The sequence below is a fragment of the Pseudomonas sp. AL10 genome, assembly GCF_029960685.1.
In the GTDB taxonomy this organism is placed as follows: Bacteria; Pseudomonadota; Gammaproteobacteria; order Pseudomonadales; family Pseudomonadaceae; genus Aquipseudomonas; species Aquipseudomonas lactis.
The window spans coordinates 238,902-257,333 of sequence record NZ_JASBQZ010000004.1 but is presented as its reverse complement, the minus strand read 5'-3'; the positions used below and the strand labels follow the sequence as shown (position 1 = coordinate 257,333).

Here is an 18,432-nt window from a genome sequence, read left to right as displayed (position 1 = left end):
AACTGTGTTGACTGCCAGGCCGCCTTCGCGAGCAAGCCCGCTCCCACAGTTGGATCGTGAGGCGTCAGGTAGGTAGGTGTCGGCTGTCAGGCCGACATCGCAGGCAAGCCAGCTCCCACATTTTGTCCCTGCCCGCTTGAGTGAACGCGCTTACTTCATGCTGGTGAAGGCCAACTTCACCCCAATAGCAATCAACACCGCGCCCATGGTCCGATCAAACCAATGCCCCATCCGCGCAAACCCCGCGCGTACACGCTGCTGGCTGAACAGCATGGCCACCAGGCAAAACCACAACGCCGTCGCCACCGCCAGGTACACCCCATAACCGGCCTGCACCGCCAATGGTGTGTGGGGGTTGATCACCACGGTAAACAACGACAGGAAAAACAACGTGGCCTTGGGGTTCAAACCATTGGTCACAAAGCCCGCAGTAAACGCGCCACGCGGGGTGCGCTCACCCGCTTCACGGTGCAACTCGCCCTCGGCCGCAGGCTTGGCCGGCTGGGCACGCAGGGCCTTGAAGCCGATGTACAGCAGGTACGCCGCTGCCGCCCACTTCAACGCATTGAACAGCACAATGGACTGGGACACGATCAAGCCGATACCCAGCAACGAGTAACCCACATGCAGGAAAATCGCCGAACCGACGCCCAGTGCCGTCCATGTGCCGGCGCGGCGGCCATGGGTCACACTCTCACGCACCACCACGGCGAAATCCGGGCCGGGGCTGGCCACCGCCAGCAAGTGAATCAAGGCTACGGTCAAAAACTCGGCGACGTACATGCTCACTCCATTAAGTAACTGATTATTTCATCTGATAGGCTCGGCAGATTACGCCTTCGAACCTCGTCGCAAAAGGTACAGTTGATCATGAACAATCGCCGCGCCGTCTTCCTCGACCACCCTTCCCTGGACTTGGGCGACCTCGACCTCAGCGGTTTGCATGACTGCTTCAGCCAGTTGCAGTTGTTTGAACAGACCACGCCAGAAAATGTGCTGGAGCGCTTGCAAGGCGCCCAAGTCGCCATCAGCAATAAAATCCCGCTCACGGCCCACACCCTGGCCGCCTGCCCCGAGCTCAAGTTGATCCTGGTGTCGGCCACTGGCACCAACAATATCGACCTTGAAGCCGCCCGCGCCCACGGCATCACTGTGAGCAACTGCCAGGGCTATGGCACGCCGTCGGTGGCCCAGCACACGATCATGCTGTTGCTCAACCTCGCCACGCGCTTGAAGGACTACCAACAGGATGTAGCCGCGGGCAAATGGCAGCAAGCCAAACAGTTTTGCCTGCTGGACCATCCGATCGTCGAACTGGAAGGCAAAACCCTCGGCCTGCTCGGCCACGGTGAACTGGGCAGTGCCGTGGCACGCCTGGCTGAAGCGTTTGGCATGCGTGTGGTGCTCGGCGCGATACCTGGGCGCCCTGCCCGCGCCGACCGTGTGCCGCTGGATCAATTGCTGACCCAGGTCGATGCGCTGACCCTGCATTGCCCACTCAACGAGCACACCCGCGACTTTATCGGCGCTCGTGAACTGGCGTTGCTCAAACCCGGCGCGTTTATCGTCAACACCGCACGCGGCGGCTTGATCAATGAACAGGCCCTAGCCGACGCACTGCGCAGTGGTCATCTGGGCGGCGCGGCGACTGATGTGCTGAGCGTCGAGCCACCCGTCAATGGCAATCCGCTGCTGGCTGGGGGCATTCCACGGTTGATCGTCACACCCCACAACGCCTGGGGCAGCCGCGAAGCGCGGCAGCGCATCGTCGGCCAACTCACGGAAAACGCCCTGGGCTTTTTCAGCGGCGCCCCGCTGCGCGTCGTCAGTTGATAAACTGCGCCCCTTTTCAAGGAGCAGACTATGGATCCGCGCAGTGAAGTACTGCTTCGCCAGGCCGAACTTTTTCAAGGCAACCTGCTGCTCGTGGGTTTGCCTGCGGACGATTTGCTTGGGCGCCTGCCCAACGCCCAAGGCTGGTGCTGGCATGCCGGTGACCAGGCGGCGCTCGATGCGCGCTTCGCCGAACGCAGCCAGTTTGGCGTGACAGTGCCCGAGCGCGCCTTTGATGCGGCGGTGATTTTCCTGCCCAAGTCCAAAGACCTCACCGACTACCTGCTCAATGCCGTGGCTGCGCGCCTGCCGGGCGCCGAGCTGTTTCTGGTGGGCGAGAAAAAGGGCGGTATCGAAAGCGCCGCCAAACAGATGGCTCCGTTCGGCAAACCGCGCAAGCTCGATAGCGCACGGCATTGCCAGTTGTGGCAGGTCACCGTCGCCAACGCGCCGCAAGCCGTGGCGCTTGAGAGCCTGGCGCAGGTCTTCGACGTACCGCTGGCCGAAGGCCCGCTGAAGGTCGTGAGCTTGCCAGGTGTGTTCAGCCATGGGCGCCTGGACCGAGGCACCGAGTTGTTGCTGGAGCACTTGGACAAGCTGCCCAGCGGCAACCTGCTCGACTTTGGTTGCGGCGCGGGGGTGCTGGGTGCTGCGGTCAAACGCCGCTACCCGCATAACACCGTGACGATGCTGGACGTGGATGCCTTCGCCGCCGCCAGCAGTCGTCTGACTTTGGCAGCGAACGGCCTGGAAGCCGAGGTATTGACCGGTGACGGAATCGACGCGGCGCCCATGGGTTTGAACGCGATTTTGAGCAACCCGCCGTTCCATGTCGGCGTGCACACCGATTATTTCGCCACGGAGAACCTGCTGCGAAAAGCGGCGAAACACCTGGCAAAAGGTGGCGAACTTCGCCTGGTTGCCAATAGCTTCCTGAAGTATCAACCACTGATCGAAGAGCATTTGGGCATCTGCGCAATCAAGGCCGAAGGCAATGGTTTTCGCATTTACCGTGCCAAGCGCCCCTGAGGGAGGTTTGAAAAAGAACGCTTGCCGAATGGGTTTTGCCTAGGCAGAATCCGCAGCGTCCTAGGGGAGTAGTCTCCCACGAGCGCCATGCTCGTCCGGCATACGTCAACATACTTGGTCAGCAGACCATGGCGTATGCGACCCAGGAGTCCGCACAGACGGACCGGGGTTTGACAAGACCTATGACACGCACACCTTACCCGGGGCGGGAAGGCTGTACGTGTCATAGCCGTGTCGACCCGCCCCTGGAAACTACCTGATGCTGGATTCACTACTCGTTCCTACCGCAATCGTTGCCTTGGCCGAAATCGGCGACAAGACGCAACTGCTCGCACTCATCCTTGCCGCACGCTTTCGCAAACCCTGGCCGATCATCGCCGGCATTGTCGCCGCGACCCTGGCCAACCATGCGGCGGCCGGTGCCGTGGGCGCCTGGTTCGGGAGTTTCTTCTCGGATGCGGTGCTGCACTGGATCCTCGCCGCAAGCTTCTGCGCCACAGCGCTGTGGACCCTGGTGCCGGACAAACTCGATGATGACGAAGCCAGTACTACCCGTAAGTTCGGGCCCTTCCTGACCACCTTGATTGCGTTCTTCCTCGCCGAAATCGGCGACAAGACCCAGATCGCCACGGTGATGCTGGCGGCGCAATACCCGGAATTGTGGCTGGTGATTATCGGTACCACCCTGGGCATGCTGATTGCCAACGTACCGGTGGTGCTGGCGGGGAATTTTGCCGCGGAGAAACTGCCGCTGACCTTGATTCGTCGCTTGGCGGCTACGGCGTTCTTCGTGCTGGCGGTTATTGCGGTGTACAAGGCCATGCAAAGCAGCGGCTGGATCTAAGCCCTGATGCCTGTAGGAGCGAGCTTGCTCGCGAAAAACTCACCGGCGCCGCGTTTATTCAGGCAACACGCGTTATCGTTGACGTTTCTCGCGAGCAAGCTCGCTCCTACACGGCGTCGATCAGGACTTCTTGGCCTGCTGGTAGAGCGGCATCACCTTCGGAATCGCCGCCTGCAACGACGCGATGCGGCTGTCGGAAGCCGGGTGTGTGCTCATGAATTCCGGTGGTGCGCCTTCCGAAGCCTTGGCCATCTTGTTCCACAACGTGATGGCCGCGTTGGGGTTGTAGCCAGCGCGGGCGGCCAGTTCCAGGCCGATCAGGTCGGCTTCGTTTTCATTGCTGCGGCTGTTGGGCAAGGTCATGCCGTAGTTGGCCACGGTATCGGCCAGTGCCAGGCTGTCCTGGCCGAGACCGAATATTGCCCCGGCGCCCTGCTTGGCCATCTGGATACCGTAAGCCTTGGACATGGCTTCGCGGCCGTGTTCACGCAAGGCGTGGGCGATTTCATGACCCATTACCGCAGCCAGTTCGTCATCGGTGAGCTTGAGGTTGTCGATCAAGCCGCTGTACACCAGGATCTTGCCGCCAGGCCCGCAGTTGGCGTTCATCTCATCGCTTTTGATCAGGTTCACGTCCCAGTTCCACTGGGCGGCATCCGCGCGGAAAGTCGGCGCCTGGGCGATCAGGCGCTTGGCAATGGCCTGCACGCGCTTGGCGTTGGCGCTGCTCTTGTCCAGCACCCCTTTGCTGCTGGCTTCACCCAGGGTCTGCTGATAAGACTGGGCATACATCTGGTCGACTTCCTGACTCGACAGCATGCTGAACATGTACTGCTTGCGCTCTACCCCAACGGCGCCGCCGCTGGTGGTATTGACCGACTGACAACCCGCCAGCAGCATCGCTGCAACCAAACCGCTTACCACCAATGACTTCTTCATGAACACGCTCCCTGAAAACATGGCGCGTATCGTAGGCGGTCATTTGTATCTGCGCCAGATACACCAGACGTTTAACCGCTGAATTTCAGATACATCCGAACGTGGAACGACTGACAAAGCTCACGCCGGGGTCAGGCATTCCGGCCCGTTGAGCTTCGGATCGTTGACCATATTGGCCAGTACCCGCTCGCGCAACGCAGCAGGCTCAGCCGCCAGCATGCCCTGCAGCACATGAAGCGGTGTCGCGGGGTCGAGCCAGGCGGCCTGCCCTGCCGCGTCCAGGATCAATGGGCGCCGCTGACTCTGTGCCGCCTGGGTGACCACGGCCGTGCTCAGCCATACCTGCTCCTGCACCGGATACGCTTCCCAGATCGCGGCAAAGAATAGCGTTGAGCCCTCCCCCGGTGTGAGCCAGTACGGGCGCTTGCGCTGGGTGCCGCGCCATTCATAAAAGCCATTGGCGGGCAGCAGGCAACGGCGCTGGCGGAATGCTTCTCGGAACATCGGCTGTTCGGCCAGGGTTTCGGCGCGGGCGTGAGCCGGGGTGCGCGACAGGTCGGTGAGCCAGGGCGGCGTCAGCCCCCAGCGGGCACGCGCCAGGGTGAGCTGGCCCTCGCTCAGGCGCTGGATCAGCACCGAATCATTGGGGGAAATGTTCCACTGGGCCTGCTGATCGGCGGGGAAGCCGGGCAAGGCAGCAAAGGCAGGGTTCCAGCGAAACAGGGCATAACGTCCACACATGGGGCAACACGACTCTTGGGGTAAACCGACCGACAGCCTAACAGACCAATACGTCGGGGAAGCTGTCGGGTTCGTCGCCGGGCAACGGTTGTGCGCCGATATAGGCAGTGATCAGCTCGCGGGCGCTGGCGGCCTGGTCATTGTCGACCTCCAGCCCCAGCAAGCCGAATATCGGCAACTCGCCCGTGCCGCCGAGCAGGTGGCGCCCCACCAAATGCGCCTCGATGCCTTCACTGGCAAGCATCTGCTGCAGCAGCTCGCCCTCCATGAGGTTTTCCGGTTCGTAGATTCGCTGCATGGGCGTACCTGTTATTCATTTTCGCTGCGGGTTTCAAGCATCCACTCTTCACCATGAACTTGCAGGTCGAACGTGATCGGCCGGCAACACACTTGGCAGTCTTCTATATAGGTCTGGTCCCCGCCAGACAAATCCACTGTTGTCTCGACCGCTTCGCCACAATAAGGACAATCGTACATCGCAGTTTCCAGCATCGCAGTCTCCAAGGTGACTTGTGCGTATAATCGCCGGTCTATTTACAGGGCTATTTCCGGCAGAGCCAGTTTACTCACGCCGCCCCTGCTATTTCCTTTACTTACCCTAGCCGTTTCTAACAAGAGAGCATGATGGGCGAATTCGATACCATCCGACCTTACAACGACAGCGAAGTCCCGGCAGTGCTGGCGCGTCTGTTCAGTGACAAGGCCTTTCTGGACATCCTGACCCACTTCCGCTTCCCGCGCTTTGCCGGCGCCCTGGGCTGGCTGCTCAAGCCGATGATCGCGCGCAAACTGCGCCGCGAGTTCGCGGGCGTCACCACCGTGGCCACGCTGCAAGACAAAGTCGAGTACTACGTCGACCACACCATCGACCGGGCGACCGACGGCGTGACCTATACCGGCGTCGAGCAGCTCAAATCCGGTACCGCCTACCTGTTTCTGGCCAACCACCGCGACATCGTGATGGACCCGGCCTTCGTCAACTATGCCGTATACCACGCCGGCCTGCCGACGCCACGCATCGCCATCGGTGACAACCTGCTGCAAAAGCCGTTTGTCAGCGACCTGATGCGCCTGAACAAGAGCTTCATCGTGCACCGTTCGATCACCGGGCGAAAGGAGAAGATGGCGGCTTACAACCTGCTGTCGGCCTACATCAACCATTCGATCCGCAACGACTGCCAGTCGATCTGGATCGCCCAGGCTGAAGGCCGGGCCAAGGATGGCGATGATCGTACCGAATCGGCGATCCTCAAGATGTTCCACGTCAGCCGCAAGGACGAGCCGTTCGCCGAAGTCATCCAGTCGTTGAACCTGACGCCGGTGTCCATCAGCTACGAGTACGACCCTTGCGATGCCGCCAAGGCCCGCGAGCTGTATATCCGCGCCACCACCGGTACCTACAGCAAGGCACCGGGCGAGGACGATGTGAGCATTGCCCTGGGCATTACCGGCTATAAAGGCCGGGTGCACGTGAACTTTGCGCCGCCGATCACCGAGCGCTTTGAAGACACCAAGCTGCTGGCGGCAGAAATGGACCGGCAGATCCTGGGCGGCTATCGCTTGTTCCCGGTGCACTACCTGGCGTACGCGCAGTGGAGTGATGCCGACCCGCAACTGCAGGTGCCCAAGGCCGCGGACGTGTTCCCGGCCGATGAGCTGGCCAAGGCCAAGGCGGAATGGGAGCGGCGCTTGAACGAGTGCCCGGCGGAGCACCGGCCTTACCTGGTGGTGCAGTATGCGACGCCGGTACGCAACCAATACCGAGTCAAGGCTGGGATCCCCCTGTAACAGTGAGCCCACAGGGGATATGTGGCAGGCGCTGATTCTGCCGGCAGTACATGGCCAGTGTGGGAGCTGGCTTGCCTGCGATAGCGGTGGTTCAGTTAAAGATTCAGTGGCTGATACACCGCCTTCGCGGGCAAGCCCGCTCCCACATTTGACTTGCAGTAGCCTTAAAAGCGAGTGCTGAGCCAGGAGATGGCCAGGGCCAGGCCAAGGCAGGCGAACCCGACGCGGTACGCCAGGCGATGCGCCCGTTCGGTGCGCGTATCCAGAAACAGCATCGGCTGGTCGATAGCGCGCTCTTCGCTGCGCAGGGCCAGGTCGGCCATCGCACGCTGTGCATGCAGGCGGGTGATGAACAGCACCCAGGCGCCCGAGCAGGCAACCAACAGGGCAACAATATTAATGAGCAGTGCGGGCAGCGCCATCGCAAACCTCGGTGAACCAGTGTTCGGGTATCAGTCCAGATACACACCTGAACGACAGTCGCCTCCTGCGCCTTTAATGCTCCTTCCCCATGGACGGCTAATGTATCCAGTAATTTACGCCGTCACCTGAACGTCACCTTAACAAGCCACTCTGTTGCCCTTCGACGCTTGAGGAGCTTGTCATGTTGCATGCGCAAAACCAGGATCGGCTGTACCTGATCGCCCAGAGCGAGGAACAGGAGGCGCTGATCGGCAGCCTCGCGTTCAACGTTCAGGACCGCCATTGGCTGGTGTATTGCGCCCTCGGCGGACACCAGCATGCCGACCTGCCGGAGCTGGACTTGCTCACCGGCGTGAGCATGCTGGACTTTTATGTCGATACGGCCGCCTGACCAAACTACAGGCACAAAAAAACCGGGCTCAGTGATGAGCCCGGTTTTTTTATAAGCGGCTTATTGCGCGCTGAGCAGTTGACCGATGCTTGGGTCCTTGAACAGGCGGGTCAAGGCATCGCTGAGCACGTCGCTGACCAGCTTGGTGTTGGTTTCCTGGTTGGGAGACATGCCGAAACGCTGGTTGAGCGAGGCAGCGTAGCGGCCACTGTAGCGGCGAGTACCGGCGCTGACGTCAGACTTGAAGGTGGCGCCGATGGAAGCCTCGGTCACGTACAGGCCGTCTTTGGGCGACTGGTATTTCAGCTCGGCCAGGGTCACGGTCAGTTGCGGCACGCCTGGCGAGTTGGTCGGCGTAAAGCCCAACAAGCGCACAGCAGCTTCAGCCTGGGCCTGCAACTTGGGCAGCACATCCTGGCCGTTCACCGAAATCAGCGCGGTCTCAGGGTACAGGCCGCCACGTGAACCCAGGGTTGGCGACGGGCGACCGTCGACCACGCGCACCGACACCGGCTGGCCGTGGCCTACCGCAGCCAACGGCGCAGTGACTTTAGGTTGCGGGCTGAGTTGTTGCGGGCTGTTGGCGCAGCCGACAAGGGTCAAACTGGTCACAGTGATCAAACCGAACAACAGGCGTTGCAACATTGCATTTCTCCAGGACTAGGTGCAGACAGGTCGCCAGTATAACGGTGCACGCGCGCCACTCACCAGCGATCCTGAACGGCGGCTGAAGCCGCTGTGCAAATTACAAATTCGCATAAATTCGTCACCCCAGTGTCATGCCACACTGGCAATCTTCAAGCATGTAACACACCAGGTACACAGCCATGCGCCTTCTCAAGACCCTGTTCATGTCGCACGCCCGTCATCGCCACTTTGCCCTACTCGACGCCCACGGTCATTGCCTGGCCTTCAAGCAGTGCAGCCTGCCGCCCGTCGGTGAAGGCTGGGTGGAAGTGACCGAGACTCACCTGGGCTGGATGCACCGCCCACTGCCCGCCAGCGCCCGGGTCAGCCCGCAGGTTTTTCGCCCACGGCACCGGCAAGCGTTGGCCTCCTGACCGGCGCCCTAATAAAAGTCATAAAACACGCCCATTTCCCTGGCGTTCTTCGCTACAATCTCCCCCCGATTATAAGGACGTCTCCTGATCGGGCCTCGCAGCATCGTTAATGCCCAGGCATTAGCCCCCAAATCGCCCACAGAGAGCCGCCCACACAGATCGAGTGAAGCTGGCGTGCTTGCTGTTTCCTTTGCAAACCACCCCGTCTTTTATCGAATCTGCCAGAGCTGCCATTGCGCTCGGCCACTTGAGTTGTTTGCCCGTTTTGCCGCGTGTCGGCAGAGGTTTGCGGGCCAGGTGCCAGGCTGGGGCAGCCCTTTTTTGAGGTTCACGTCTTCAAAAGAGCGTGAAAAAACGGGTTTTCACAACTTCACAAGAGTGTGGCGAGCAAATGAATAGTTTGGCGTTTGTACAAGCACCATCAGCGTCTGGAACAGCCCAATTACACAGGACCGAGCACGCCTCAAAAACCGGAGCTTGAGCCTGTCCGCTACGGATTGGTTGCACGAATCGCACGCTTTGACCATAAGTCGAATTGCCACAGGCGCCCATGAATGCGTTCATAGGCAGATTAGCCCGGCAGGAAGCGTGTGCTGAAGTTGCAAAGAATTGCGAATCGGACATGGCGATCCTGGCCATGGGTAACCTGGGGCAACACGTGAACCGCCCCGTCACTCCTGGCAGCCATGCCGACAATTTGGTGCTGCAGATTTTGGAGACGCGTTAAATGGCGCATAACGAAGCAGTCGACGTAGTACTGGTAGGGGCCGGCATCATGAGTGCCACCCTGGCCGTACTGCTCAAAGAGCTCGACCCCGGCCTCACGCTGGAAGTCGTTGAGCTGATGGATTCGGGTGCCGCGGAGAGTTCCAACCCGTGGAACAACGCCGGTACCGGCCACGCGGGGCTGTGTGAGCTGAACTACACGCCGCAGGCCGCCGATGGCTCCATCGACATCAAGAAAGCCGTGCACATCAACACCCAGTTCGAGGTGTCGAAGCAGTTCTGGGCTTACCTGACCAAGAAGGGCACCTTTGGCTCGTCCAAGTCGTTCATCAGCCCGGTGCCGCACCTGAGCTTCGTGCAGGGCGACAAAGGCGTGTCCTTCCTCAAGAAGCGCTTTGAGACCCTCAGCCAGCACCACGCGTTTTCGGACATGCACTACACCGAAGACCGCAGCGAAATGGCCGAGTGGATGCCGCTGATGATGCCGGGCCGCCCGCTCGACGAAAAAATCGCCGCCACCCGCGTGATGAACGGCACCGACGTCAACTTTGGCGCCCTGACCAACCAACTGCTCGGCCACCTGACCAGTTCGCCAGACGCCCAGGTCAAGTACTGCAAGCGCGTGACCGGCCTCAAGCGCAACGGCGCGGGCTGGACCGTGAGCATCAAGGACGTCAACAGCGGCAACAGCCGTGACGTCGATGCCAAGTTTGTGTTCCTCGGCGCTGGCGGTGCGGCGCTGCCGTTGCTGCAGGCCTCGGGCATCGAAGAGAGCAAAGGCTTCGGCGGCTTCCCGGTGAGCGGCCAGTGGTTGCGTTGCGACAACCCGGAAGTGGTCAAGCAGCACCAGGCCAAGGTCTACAGCCAGGCTGCCGTGGGCTCGCCACCGATGTCCGTGCCACACCTGGACACCCGCGTGGTGGATGGCAAGAAATCCCTGCTGTTCGGGCCATACGCCGGCTTCACCACCAAGTTCCTCAAGCACGGCTCGTTCCTTGACCTGCCGATGTCGATTCGCGCCGGCAATATCGGCCCGATGCTGGCCGTGGCCCGCGACAACATGGACCTGACCAAATACCTGGTCAGCGAAGTGCGCCAGTCCATGGAACAGCGCCTGGAATCCCTGCGTCGCTTCTACCCCGAGGCGAAAGCCGAAGACTGGCGCCTGGAAGTGGCCGGCCAGCGCGTGCAGATCATCAAGAAAGACCCGAAGAAAGGCGGCGTGCTGCAATTCGGCACCGAGTTGGTCGCAGCCAAGGACGGTTCGCTTGCGGCGCTGTTGGGTGCCTCCCCAGGCGCCTCGGTGACCGTCTCGATCATGCTGGAGTTGATCGAGCGTTGCTTCCCGCAGAAAGCTGCCGGTGAATGGGCCACCAAGCTGCATGAGATCTTCCCGGCGCGCGAGAAAGTGCTGGAGACGGACGCCGAGCTGTATCGCAAGATCAACACGCAGAACAACATCAGCCTTGAGCTGGTGGACCCTGTAGGCGCGAGCTCGCTCGCGAAAAACGTCAACGATAACGCAGCGCAAGTGGATTAACGCAGCGCTCTCAGGCTCTTCGCGAGCAAGCTCGCTCCTACCGTTAAAAGCCAAACGCCCCGGTCTCTCATGAGGCCGGGGCGTTTTTTTGTGGCTCGGATAATCAGCCGCGGGCGTTGTCGATCAGCTCGATGTATTCGGCGGCGTTACGCTGGTCCTTGATCAGGTCAACGAAGGTCTGGCCATGCTCATCCTTGCCATCCAGGTCCAGGCCTGCTTCTTTGAAAAAGCCCAGGAAACGCTCGAAGTCGTCGATACGCAGGCCGCGATAGGCCTTGATCAGTTTGTGCAGGGACGGCGACGTCGCATCAACCGGCTCGAAGTCCAGGAACAACTTGATCTGGTCGTCACCGATTTCGTCGCCAATCACCTGTTTCTTATCTTTACGCATTACCGACTCCAGCCTGCAGACATTTACACGGGGCTAGAAGTCTACCTGCGCGACGCCGGATGTGGGAGGGGGCTTACCCTAATACCTGTAGTAGCGAGTTTGCTCGCGAAAAACTCAAAGGCGCCGCGTTTATTCAGGAAGCACGCGTTATCGTTGACGTTTTTCGCGAGCAAGCTCGCTCCTACGATTTCAGTGTTCAGTCGAACTGGGCAAGCATCCAGCGGTGATACTCCGCCATCCCCACCTCGCCTTCACGAGGCGCCCAGCTTGCCAGTTCGCCATCGCCAACAGGACGATAAGGGCCTGCTTTGCATTCAAACATGATGCTGTCTGGCTCCAGCACCACCAGGCCATGAAAAACGCCGGGCGACAGGTCGACGCCCTGGCATTCCCCGCCCGCTTCCAACACACGCTTGCTCAACACTTTGCCCGTCTCGCTGAAAATCAGGATTCCCAGACGCCCTTTGAGCACCAGCAAGGTCTCGGCCTTATCGGCGCTCAGGTGACGATGAGGCTGCACATAGGTGCTGGGCTGCAAGCCGACTGCCATGCGATGACAAGGCTCTTGCATCTCATGGAAGTTGACGTTTTGACGGCCACGGGGATTGGCGGCCGCTTTCTCGGCCAACTCGGCAAACAGCGTCTGATCAAGAAAGCGGGCCATCGATTACATTCCTTTAACGGCGTAGATGCCATTGGCGTTACGCCAGTAGCCCTTGTAGTCCATGCCATACCCGAAGATATAACGGTCGACGCACGGCAGCCCGACAAAGTCGGCTTTCAGCTCTGGGCGGGCCTTGCGGTCGTGGTCTTTGTCGATCAACACAGCAGTGTGCACTTTGCGTGCGCCGGCATGTTTGCAGAAGTCGATGATCGCACCCAGGGTGTGACCTTCATCGAGGATGTCATCGATGATCAGCACATCGCGGTCGATGAACGACACTTCCGGCTTGGCCTTCCAGAACAAGTCGCCACCGCTGGTCTCATTGCGATAGCGGGTGGCGTGCAGGTAAGAGGCTTCCAGCGGGAACTGCAGGTGAGTGAGCAATTTACCGGCGAAGATCAGGCCACCGTTCATCACGCAGAAAACCACCGGGTTGGTGTCGGCCATTTCGCGGGTGATGTGCGCGCCGACCTTGGCGATCGCTGCTTCGACTTGCGCTTCGGTGTACAGGCAGTCAGCCTCGTGCATGATTTGACGGATATGCTCGAGATCAGCAGACATGGCGCTCTCCAAGGGGGTGCTGTGGCAAGAAAAGCGGGCGAAGGTACGCTTCTCGTGCGCTCCAATCAAGCCTTTATGGACTAACGTACTTGATGTCTATAGGACAACACCCTCGGATAGATTAATCTAGGCCGGTTTTTTTGCCCGCCGCCGGAGCCTTTCCTATGCCCACTCGCGAGATCCGCCACCCGCTGATCCGACACAAACTCGGCCTTATGCGCCGTGCCGACATTAGCACGAAGAACTTCCGTGAGCTTGCTCAGGAAGTCGGAGCGTTGCTCACTTACGAAGCCACCAAGGATTTGCCCCTGGAAACCTACGAGATCCCCGGTTGGGCCGGCCCCGTACAGGTGGAGAAAATCGCCGGTAAGAAAATTACCGTCGTCCCTATCCTGCGCGCCGGTATCGGCATGCTTGAAGGTGTACTCAGCCTGATTCCGGGCGCCAAGGTCAGCGCCGTGGGCGTGGCCCGCAATGAAGAAACACTGCAGGCCCACACCTACCTGGAAAAACTCGTCCCGGAAATCAACGAACGCCTGGCCATGATCATCGACCCGATGCTCGCCACCGGCAGTTCCATGGTTGCCACCATCGACCTGCTGAAAAAAGCCGGTTGCCGGGACATCCGCGCCATGGTGCTGGTGGCCGCGCCCGAGGGCATCGCCGCCGTCGAGAAGGCCCACCCGGATGTACAGATCTACACCGCGTCCATCGATGAGCGCCTGAACGAACACGGCTACATCATCCCGGGCCTGGGCGATGCCGGTGACAAGATCTTCGGCACCAAGCAGAAGGACGCGTGAGCATGCAGGATGAATTCAACGACCCGCTTTGGCGCCAGATCCTGTCTGGCGCACAAATGCTCTTCGTAGCATTTGGCGCGCTGGTGTTGATGCCGCTGATCACAGGTCTTGATCCAAACGTCGCGCTGTTTACCGCAGGCCTGGGCACGTTGCTGTTCCAGGTGGTGACAGGGCGGCAGGTGCCGGTATTTCTGGCATCGAGCTTCGCGTTCATCACTCCGATCATTCTCGCCAAGGGCCAGTTCGGCCTGGCGGCGACCATGGGCGGCGTGATGGCGGCGGGTTTCGTCTATACGTTCCTGGGCCTGGCCGTGAAGGTCAAGGGCACCGGTTTTATCGACCGGCTGCTGCCGCCCGTTGTCATCGGTCCGGTGATTATCTCGATCGGCCTGGCCATGGCGCCGATTGCCGCCAACATGGCCATGGGCAAGTCCGGCGACGGTGTCGAGTTGATCCATTACCAAACGGCGATGCTGATCTCGATGCCAGCACTGCTCACCACTTTGATCGTGGCCGTGTTCGGCAAGGGCATTTTCCGCCTGGTGCCGATCATCTCCGGCGTGCTGGTGGGCTTTGCCATGTCGTTCTACTTTGGTGTGGTCGACACGGCTAAGATCGCCGCCGCACCGTGGTTCGCCCTGCCCCACTTCACCGCGCCGGAGTTCAACTGGCAGGCGATCCTGTTTATCGTCCCGGTGGCCCTGGCCCCGGCGATCGAGCATATCGGGGGTGTGATTGCGGTAGGCAGCGTGACCGGCCGCGATTACCTGAAAAAGCCTGGCCTGCATCGCACGCTGCTGGGTGACGGTATCGCCACCACGGCTGCCGGCATGTTTGGCGGCCCGCCGAACACCACCTACGCCGAAGTGACCGGCGCCGTGATGCTGACCAAGAACTACAACCCGAAAATCATGACCTGGGCGGCAGTGTTTGCCATCAGCCTGGCGTTCATCGGCAAGTTCGGCGCGCTGCTGCAGAGCATCCCGGTGCCGGTGATGGGCGGGATTCTGTGCCTGCTGTTCGGCTCGATTGCTGCGGTGGGGATGAACACGCTGATTCGCCACAAGATCGACCTGGGCGAGGCGCGCAACCTGGTGATTGTGTCGGTCACCCTGGTGTTCGGGATTGGCGGTGTGCTGGTGGGTACCGGCACCGGCCCGGATGATTTCGGCCTCAAGGGCATTGCCCTGTGTGCGGTGGTAGCGATTGGCTTGAACTTGCTGCTGCCGGGCAATGATGGCTGGAAGAACAAGAAGCCGGATGAGCCGTTGATCTAAGCCTTCCAGTTTTCTGGTGTAGCTGATGGCCTCATCGCGGGCAAGCCCGGCTCCCACAGGGAAATGCGTTTTCCTGTGGGAGCCGGGCTTGCCCGCGATGAGGCCCTTACAGCCTGTAAAGAATTAGAGCTTGCCGAGCCCGTCGATCAGCGCCTGGTTCTGCTCCGGCGTCCCGATGCTGATCCGCAGAAACTGGGCAATCCGCTCCTGCTTGAAGTGCCGCACAATCACCCCTTGCTCACGCAACTTGGCGGCCAGCCCTGCAGCGTCATGCCGCGGGTGACGCGCGAAGATGAAGTTCGCCGCCGACGGCAACACCTCAAACCCCTTGCTCTCTAATTGCGCGACGACCTGGTTGCGGCTGTCGATCACCCACTGAGTGGTCTTCTCGAAGTATTCACGGTCGTCAAACGCGGCCGCCGCGCCAACAATCGCCAACCGATCCAATGGGTAGGAGTTGAAGCTGTTCTTGACCCGCTCCAGCGCCTCGATCAGCTCTGGGTGGCCCACGGCCAGGCCCACACGCAAACCGGCCAGTGAGCGCGATTTGGACAGGGTCTGGGTCACCAGCAGGTTCGGGTAACGGTCCACCAGGCTGATGGCGGTTTCGCCACCGAAGTCGATATAGGCCTCGTCGACCACCACCACCGAATCCGGGCTGGCCTTGAGGATCTGCTCTACCGCGTCCAGCGCCAGTACGCAGCCGGTGGGCGCGTTCGGGTTGGGGAAGATGATCCCGCCGTTGGGCCTGGCGTAGTCAGCGACGCGAATCTGGAACTGCTCGTCCAATGCCACCGCGTCGAACGTGATGCCGTACAGGCCGCAGTACACCGGGTAGAAGCTGTAGCTGATATCCGGGAACAGCAACGGCAGATCGTGCTGGAACAGGCCGTGGAAGATGTGCGCCAGGACTTCATCGGAACCGTTGCCGAGGAACACCTTGCCGGCGTCGATCCCGTAATACCTGGCCACGGCCTGCTTGAGCAGGTCGCTGTTGGGGTCCGGGTACAGGCGCAAGTTGTCGTTCAACTCGGCCTGCATTGCCGCCAGCGCCTTGGGCGATGGGCCGTAGGGGTTTTCATTGGTGTTGAGCTTGACCAGCTTGGTCAGCTTCGGTTGCTCACCGGGCACGTAAGGCACCAGGTCCTTGACGAAAGGGCTCCAGAATTTGCTCATGCCTTACTCTCCCTTGACGATGCGGTATTCAGCGCTGCGTGCGTGCGCGCTGAGGGATTCACCACGGGCCAGCACCGAGGCGGTCTTGCCCAGCTCGGAAGCGCCTTGTGGCGAGCAGAAGATAATCGACGAGCGCTTCTGGAAGTCGTACACCCCCAGCGGCGACGAGAAACGTGCAGTGCCGGAGGTCGGCAACACGTGGTTAGGGCCGGCGCAGTAGTCGCCCAGGGCTTCGCTGGTGTGGCGGCCCATGAAGATCGCCCCGGCGTGACGGATCGACGGCAACCAGGCCTGTGGGTCCGCTACGGACAGCTCAAGATGCTCCGGTGCGATGCGGTTGGCCACTTCGATGGCCTGCTCCATGTCACGCACCAGAATCAGCGCACCACGGCCGTTGATCGACTTCTCGATGATCTCGGCACGCTCCATGGTCGGCAGCAGTTTATTGATGCTGGCGGCGACCTTGTCGAGGAACTCGGCATCGGGGCTGACCAGGATCGCCTGGGCGTCTTCATCGTGCTCCGCCTGGGAGAACAGGTCCATGGCGATCCAGTCCGGGTCGGTCTGGCCGTCACACACCACAAGGATTTCCGAGGGGCCGGCGATCATGTCGATACCGACCTGGCCAAACACATGGCGCTTGGCGGTGGCGACGTAGATATTGCCAGGGCCAACCACCTTGTCGACCTTCGGCACGCTTTCGGTGCCATAGGCCAGTGCTGCGACGGCCTGGGCGCCACCGATGGTGAACACGCGGTCGACGCCGGCGATGCAGGCGGCAGCCAGCACCAGCTCATTGATTTCGCCACGCGGGGTCGGAACCACCATGACCACTTCGGTCACGCCGGCGACTTTGGCCGGGATCGCATTCATCAACACCGACGATGGATACGACGCCTTACCGCCCGGCACGTACAGGCCGGCGCGGTCCAGTGGCGTGACCTTCTGGCCCAGCACCGTGCCGTCGGCCTCGGTGTAGCTCCAGGAGTCCTGCTTCTGTTTTTCGTGATAGCTGCGTACCCGCGCCGCAGCCACTTCCAGGGCTTCGCGCTGTGGCGCGGTGATGCGCGTCAGCGCCAGCTCCAGGCGTTCACGCGGCAAGATCAGGTCGGCCATGGACTTTACGTCCAAGCCGTCGAACTGGCGGGTGAAGTCCACCAGCGCCGCATCACCGCGCTCACGCACGGCCTTGATGATGTCGAGCACCCGCTGGTTGACCGAGTCGTCAGACACGCTTTCCCAGCTCAGCAGATGATCCAGATGATGGGCGAAATCCGGGTCGGCAGCGTTGAGTCGGGCAATTGCAGTGGACGTGGTCATAGCGAGGGCCTCAATAGAATTGGCAAAAACTCAGGCGCCCTAAACTAGCAGTCGTTTCCGCTTGGGCACCTGAGAATTCTGGCTATGAGGCGGATAGACGGGCGTAGCTCTTCAGCTACGCGGGTGAGTCAACCGCGGTGTCGAGACTCCACTGCCTTGCGCAGGGTGTCGATCAACGCCTGAATACGGGCATGCTGCATCTTCATCGATGCTTTGTTGACGATCAGGCGGGAGCTGATGTCAGCGATGAAATCCTGGGGTTCCAGACCGTTGGCACGCAGGGTGTTGCCGGTGTCGACCACGTCGATGATCTTGTCGGCCAGGCCAATCAGCGGCGCCAGCTCCATGGAGCCGTAGAGCTTGATGATATCGACCTGACGGCCTTGTTCGGCGTAGTAGCGCTTGGCAACGTTGACGAACTTGGTGGCGACCCGCAGGCGGCCCTTGGGCTCGACGTCACCGACGCGGCCGGCGGTCATCAGTTTGCACAGGGCGATGCGCAGGTCCAGGGGCTCGTACAGGCCCTGGCCGCCGTATTCCATCAGCACGTCCTTGCCGGCAACACCCAGGTCGGCGGCGCCATGTTCAACGTAGGTCGGCACGTCGGTAGCCCGCACGATCAGCAGGCGCACGTCGTCCTGGGTCGTGGGGATGATTAGCTTGCGGCTCTTGTCCGGATTCTCGGTCGGCACGATGCCCGCTTCAGCCAGAAGCGGCAACGTGTCGTCAAGGATGCGGCCCTTGGACAGTGCGATGGTCAACATGGGAAATGTCAGTCCTTCATCAGGCTATTGCTGTCCGGTCACAAACGGCGCCAGACACAGATCGAGGCCATGACAGCCTCGATTTGAAACAAACCAGTGTTTGTAGGAGCGAGCTTGCTCGCGAAGAACGTCAACGATAACGCGTTTATTCAGAGTCAACG

22 protein-coding genes and 1 riboswitch are annotated in these 18,432 nt (G+C 60.8%); of the genes, 9 read left to right on the top strand and 13 right to left on the bottom strand.

Features of this window, described 5'->3' with window-relative positions; translation table 11 throughout:
* Positions 1-150: 150 nt before the first annotated feature.
* Positions 151-783, bottom strand: coding sequence for a LysE family transporter (locus tag QK296_RS07475; protein ID WP_003188636.1), 633 nt, complete (start codon positions 781-783; stop codon positions 151-153).
* A gap of 84 nt (positions 784-867) precedes the next feature.
* Between QK296_RS07475 and QK296_RS07470 the strand changes: the two genes are divergently transcribed.
* From QK296_RS07470 to QK296_RS07460, 3 genes are all read left to right on the top strand, one after another.
* Complete coding sequence (locus tag QK296_RS07470) at positions 868-1,833, top strand: 2-hydroxyacid dehydrogenase (RefSeq protein ID WP_034134900.1); 966 nt, start codon at positions 868-870, stop codon at positions 1,831-1,833.
* A 30-nt stretch (positions 1,834-1,863) separates the two neighbouring features.
* Entirely contained in the window at positions 1,864-2,862 is a 999-nt protein-coding gene (locus QK296_RS07465) for a class I SAM-dependent methyltransferase (RefSeq protein WP_192002450.1), read from the top strand.
* Positions 2,863-2,913: 51 nt separating this feature from the next.
* A riboswitch (yybP-ykoY riboswitch) is annotated at positions 2,914-3,033 on the top strand.
* 88 nt (positions 3,034-3,121) lie between these two features.
* Positions 3,122-3,706, top strand: a complete 585-nt coding sequence (locus tag QK296_RS07460) for a TMEM165/GDT1 family protein (RefSeq protein ID WP_003188631.1) — start codon at positions 3,122-3,124, stop codon at positions 3,704-3,706.
* A gap of 120 nt (positions 3,707-3,826) precedes the next feature.
* Here the strand turns inward: QK296_RS07460 and QK296_RS07455 are convergent, their stop codons facing one another.
* From QK296_RS07455 to QK296_RS07440, 4 genes are all read right to left on the bottom strand, one after another.
* Complete coding sequence (locus tag QK296_RS07455; protein WP_003188628.1) at positions 3,827-4,645, bottom strand: M48 family metallopeptidase; 819 nt, start codon at positions 4,643-4,645, stop codon at positions 3,827-3,829.
* 120 nt (positions 4,646-4,765) lie between these two features.
* Positions 4,766-5,386: an SOS response-associated peptidase gene (locus QK296_RS07450; RefSeq protein ID WP_003188626.1), complete on the bottom strand. Its 621-nt coding sequence runs from the start codon at positions 5,384-5,386 to the stop codon at positions 4,766-4,768.
* Positions 5,387-5,423: 37 nt separating this feature from the next.
* On the bottom strand, positions 5,424-5,684 hold the full coding sequence (locus QK296_RS07445) for a DUF2007 domain-containing protein (RefSeq protein WP_003188624.1): 261 nt from the start codon (positions 5,682-5,684) through the stop codon (positions 5,424-5,426).
* 11 nt (positions 5,685-5,695) lie between these two features.
* Positions 5,696-5,878, bottom strand: a complete 183-nt coding sequence (locus QK296_RS07440) for a CPXCG motif-containing cysteine-rich protein (RefSeq protein ID WP_003188623.1) — start codon at positions 5,876-5,878, stop codon at positions 5,696-5,698.
* 132 nt (positions 5,879-6,010) lie between these two features.
* Between QK296_RS07440 and QK296_RS07435 the strand changes: the two genes are divergently transcribed.
* Positions 6,011-7,174, top strand: coding sequence for a 1-acyl-sn-glycerol-3-phosphate acyltransferase (locus QK296_RS07435; protein WP_169855802.1), 1,164 nt, complete (start codon positions 6,011-6,013; stop codon positions 7,172-7,174).
* Positions 7,175-7,338: 164 nt separating this feature from the next.
* Here the strand turns inward: QK296_RS07435 and QK296_RS07430 are convergent, their stop codons facing one another.
* Positions 7,339-7,596, bottom strand: a complete 258-nt coding sequence (locus tag QK296_RS07430; RefSeq protein ID WP_003188621.1) for a hypothetical protein — start codon at positions 7,594-7,596, stop codon at positions 7,339-7,341.
* A gap of 182 nt (positions 7,597-7,778) precedes the next feature.
* Between QK296_RS07430 and QK296_RS07425 the strand changes: the two genes are divergently transcribed.
* Positions 7,779-7,988, top strand: coding sequence for a hypothetical protein (locus QK296_RS07425; RefSeq protein WP_003188620.1), 210 nt, complete (start codon positions 7,779-7,781; stop codon positions 7,986-7,988).
* A 60-nt stretch (positions 7,989-8,048) separates the two neighbouring features.
* Here QK296_RS07425 and QK296_RS07420 read toward each other — a convergent pair whose 3' ends face one another.
* Positions 8,049-8,633, bottom strand: a complete 585-nt coding sequence (locus QK296_RS07420; RefSeq protein ID WP_003188618.1) for a YajG family lipoprotein — start codon at positions 8,631-8,633, stop codon at positions 8,049-8,051.
* 182 nt (positions 8,634-8,815) lie between these two features.
* On the opposite strand from QK296_RS07420, the gene QK296_RS07415 reads away from it, so the two are divergent.
* Positions 8,816-9,049 (top strand): hypothetical protein, encoded by a 234-nt coding sequence (locus QK296_RS07415; RefSeq protein ID WP_003188617.1) that lies wholly within the window; start codon positions 8,816-8,818, stop codon positions 9,047-9,049.
* Positions 9,050-9,776: 727 nt separating this feature from the next.
* Positions 9,777-11,315: a malate dehydrogenase (quinone) gene (gene mqo, locus QK296_RS07410; protein ID WP_034134879.1), complete on the top strand. Its 1,539-nt coding sequence runs from the start codon at positions 9,777-9,779 to the stop codon at positions 11,313-11,315.
* A gap of 103 nt (positions 11,316-11,418) precedes the next feature.
* Here mqo and QK296_RS07405 read toward each other — a convergent pair whose 3' ends face one another.
* The 3 genes from QK296_RS07405 to QK296_RS07395 form a co-directional block, all read right to left on the bottom strand.
* The gene (locus tag QK296_RS07405) at positions 11,419-11,706 is read right to left on the bottom strand and encodes a PA4642 family protein (RefSeq protein WP_003188614.1); all 288 of its coding nucleotides are present in this window, start codon (positions 11,704-11,706) and stop codon (positions 11,419-11,421) included.
* A gap of 196 nt (positions 11,707-11,902) precedes the next feature.
* Positions 11,903-12,370, bottom strand: a complete 468-nt coding sequence (locus QK296_RS07400; protein WP_003188613.1) for a WbuC family cupin fold metalloprotein — start codon at positions 12,368-12,370, stop codon at positions 11,903-11,905.
* Positions 12,371-12,373: 3 nt separating this feature from the next.
* The gene (locus QK296_RS07395; protein WP_003188610.1) at positions 12,374-12,931 is read right to left on the bottom strand and encodes a hypoxanthine-guanine phosphoribosyltransferase; all 558 of its coding nucleotides are present in this window, start codon (positions 12,929-12,931) and stop codon (positions 12,374-12,376) included.
* 164 nt (positions 12,932-13,095) lie between these two features.
* On the opposite strand from QK296_RS07395, the gene upp reads away from it, so the two are divergent.
* Together upp and QK296_RS07385 are read left to right on the top strand one after the other, a co-directional pair.
* Positions 13,096-13,734, top strand: a complete 639-nt coding sequence (upp, locus tag QK296_RS07390) for a uracil phosphoribosyltransferase (RefSeq protein ID WP_003188608.1) — start codon at positions 13,096-13,098, stop codon at positions 13,732-13,734.
* Between the two features lie 2 nt (positions 13,735-13,736).
* Entirely contained in the window at positions 13,737-15,011 is a 1,275-nt protein-coding gene (locus QK296_RS07385; RefSeq protein WP_282390735.1) for a uracil-xanthine permease family protein, read from the top strand.
* 123 nt (positions 15,012-15,134) lie between these two features.
* Here the strand turns inward: QK296_RS07385 and hisC are convergent, their stop codons facing one another.
* From hisC to hisG, 3 genes are all read right to left on the bottom strand, one after another.
* Positions 15,135-16,187: a histidinol-phosphate transaminase gene (gene hisC, locus QK296_RS07380; RefSeq protein WP_120248666.1), complete on the bottom strand. Its 1,053-nt coding sequence runs from the start codon at positions 16,185-16,187 to the stop codon at positions 15,135-15,137.
* A gap of 3 nt (positions 16,188-16,190) precedes the next feature.
* Positions 16,191-17,507 (bottom strand): histidinol dehydrogenase, encoded by a 1,317-nt coding sequence (gene hisD / locus QK296_RS07375; RefSeq protein WP_003188601.1) that lies wholly within the window; start codon positions 17,505-17,507, stop codon positions 16,191-16,193.
* A gap of 128 nt (positions 17,508-17,635) precedes the next feature.
* Positions 17,636-18,271 carry an ATP phosphoribosyltransferase gene (hisG, locus tag QK296_RS07370; RefSeq protein WP_003188599.1) on the bottom strand — a complete coding sequence of 212 codons (636 nt, stop codon included), beginning with the start codon at positions 18,269-18,271 and terminating at the stop codon, positions 17,636-17,638.
* Positions 18,272-18,432 lie beyond the last annotated feature (161 nt).

What these genes read in the sequence shown, in the direction of transcription:
- QK296_RS07405 (WP_003188614.1), bottom strand. Translation starts at nt 11,706, where the DNA reads ATGCGTAAAGATAAGAAACAGGTGATTGGCGACGAAATCGGTGACGAC.
- QK296_RS07395 (WP_003188610.1), bottom strand. Translation starts at nt 12,931, where the DNA reads ATGTCTGCTGATCTCGAGCATATCCGTCAAATCATGCACGAGGCTGAC.
- QK296_RS07425 (WP_003188620.1), top strand. Translation starts at nt 7,779, where the DNA reads ATGTTGCATGCGCAAAACCAGGATCGGCTGTACCTGATCGCCCAGAGC.
- QK296_RS07445 (WP_003188624.1), bottom strand. Translation starts at nt 5,684, where the DNA reads ATGCAGCGAATCTACGAACCGGAAAACCTCATGGAGGGCGAGCTGCTG.
- QK296_RS07460 (WP_003188631.1), top strand. Translation starts at nt 3,122, where the DNA reads ATGCTGGATTCACTACTCGTTCCTACCGCAATCGTTGCCTTGGCCGAA.
- hisC (WP_120248666.1), bottom strand. Translation starts at nt 16,187, where the DNA reads ATGAGCAAATTCTGGAGCCCTTTCGTCAAGGACCTGGTGCCTTACGTG.
- hisG (WP_003188599.1), bottom strand. Translation starts at nt 18,271, where the DNA reads ATGTTGACCATCGCACTGTCCAAGGGCCGCATCCTTGACGACACGTTG.
- QK296_RS07440 (WP_003188623.1), bottom strand. Translation starts at nt 5,878, where the DNA reads ATGCTGGAAACTGCGATGTACGATTGTCCTTATTGTGGCGAAGCGGTC.
- QK296_RS07430 (WP_003188621.1), bottom strand. Translation starts at nt 7,596, where the DNA reads ATGGCGCTGCCCGCACTGCTCATTAATATTGTTGCCCTGTTGGTTGCC.
- mqo (WP_034134879.1), top strand. Translation starts at nt 9,777, where the DNA reads ATGGCGCATAACGAAGCAGTCGACGTAGTACTGGTAGGGGCCGGCATC.
- QK296_RS07400 (WP_003188613.1), bottom strand. Translation starts at nt 12,370, where the DNA reads ATGGCCCGCTTTCTTGATCAGACGCTGTTTGCCGAGTTGGCCGAGAAA.
- QK296_RS07465 (WP_192002450.1), top strand. Translation starts at nt 1,864, where the DNA reads ATGGATCCGCGCAGTGAAGTACTGCTTCGCCAGGCCGAACTTTTTCAA.
- QK296_RS07435 (WP_169855802.1), top strand. Translation starts at nt 6,011, where the DNA reads ATGGGCGAATTCGATACCATCCGACCTTACAACGACAGCGAAGTCCCG.
- QK296_RS07420 (WP_003188618.1), bottom strand. Translation starts at nt 8,633, where the DNA reads ATGTTGCAACGCCTGTTGTTCGGTTTGATCACTGTGACCAGTTTGACC.
- hisD (WP_003188601.1), bottom strand. Translation starts at nt 17,507, where the DNA reads ATGACCACGTCCACTGCAATTGCCCGACTCAACGCTGCCGACCCGGAT.
- QK296_RS07385 (WP_282390735.1), top strand. Translation starts at nt 13,737, where the DNA reads ATGCAGGATGAATTCAACGACCCGCTTTGGCGCCAGATCCTGTCTGGC.
- QK296_RS07415 (WP_003188617.1), top strand. Translation starts at nt 8,816, where the DNA reads ATGCGCCTTCTCAAGACCCTGTTCATGTCGCACGCCCGTCATCGCCAC.
- QK296_RS07450 (WP_003188626.1), bottom strand. Translation starts at nt 5,386, where the DNA reads ATGTGTGGACGTTATGCCCTGTTTCGCTGGAACCCTGCCTTTGCTGCC.
- QK296_RS07455 (WP_003188628.1), bottom strand. Translation starts at nt 4,645, where the DNA reads ATGAAGAAGTCATTGGTGGTAAGCGGTTTGGTTGCAGCGATGCTGCTG.
- upp (WP_003188608.1), top strand. Translation starts at nt 13,096, where the DNA reads ATGCCCACTCGCGAGATCCGCCACCCGCTGATCCGACACAAACTCGGC.
- QK296_RS07475 (WP_003188636.1), bottom strand. Translation starts at nt 783, where the DNA reads ATGTACGTCGCCGAGTTTTTGACCGTAGCCTTGATTCACTTGCTGGCG.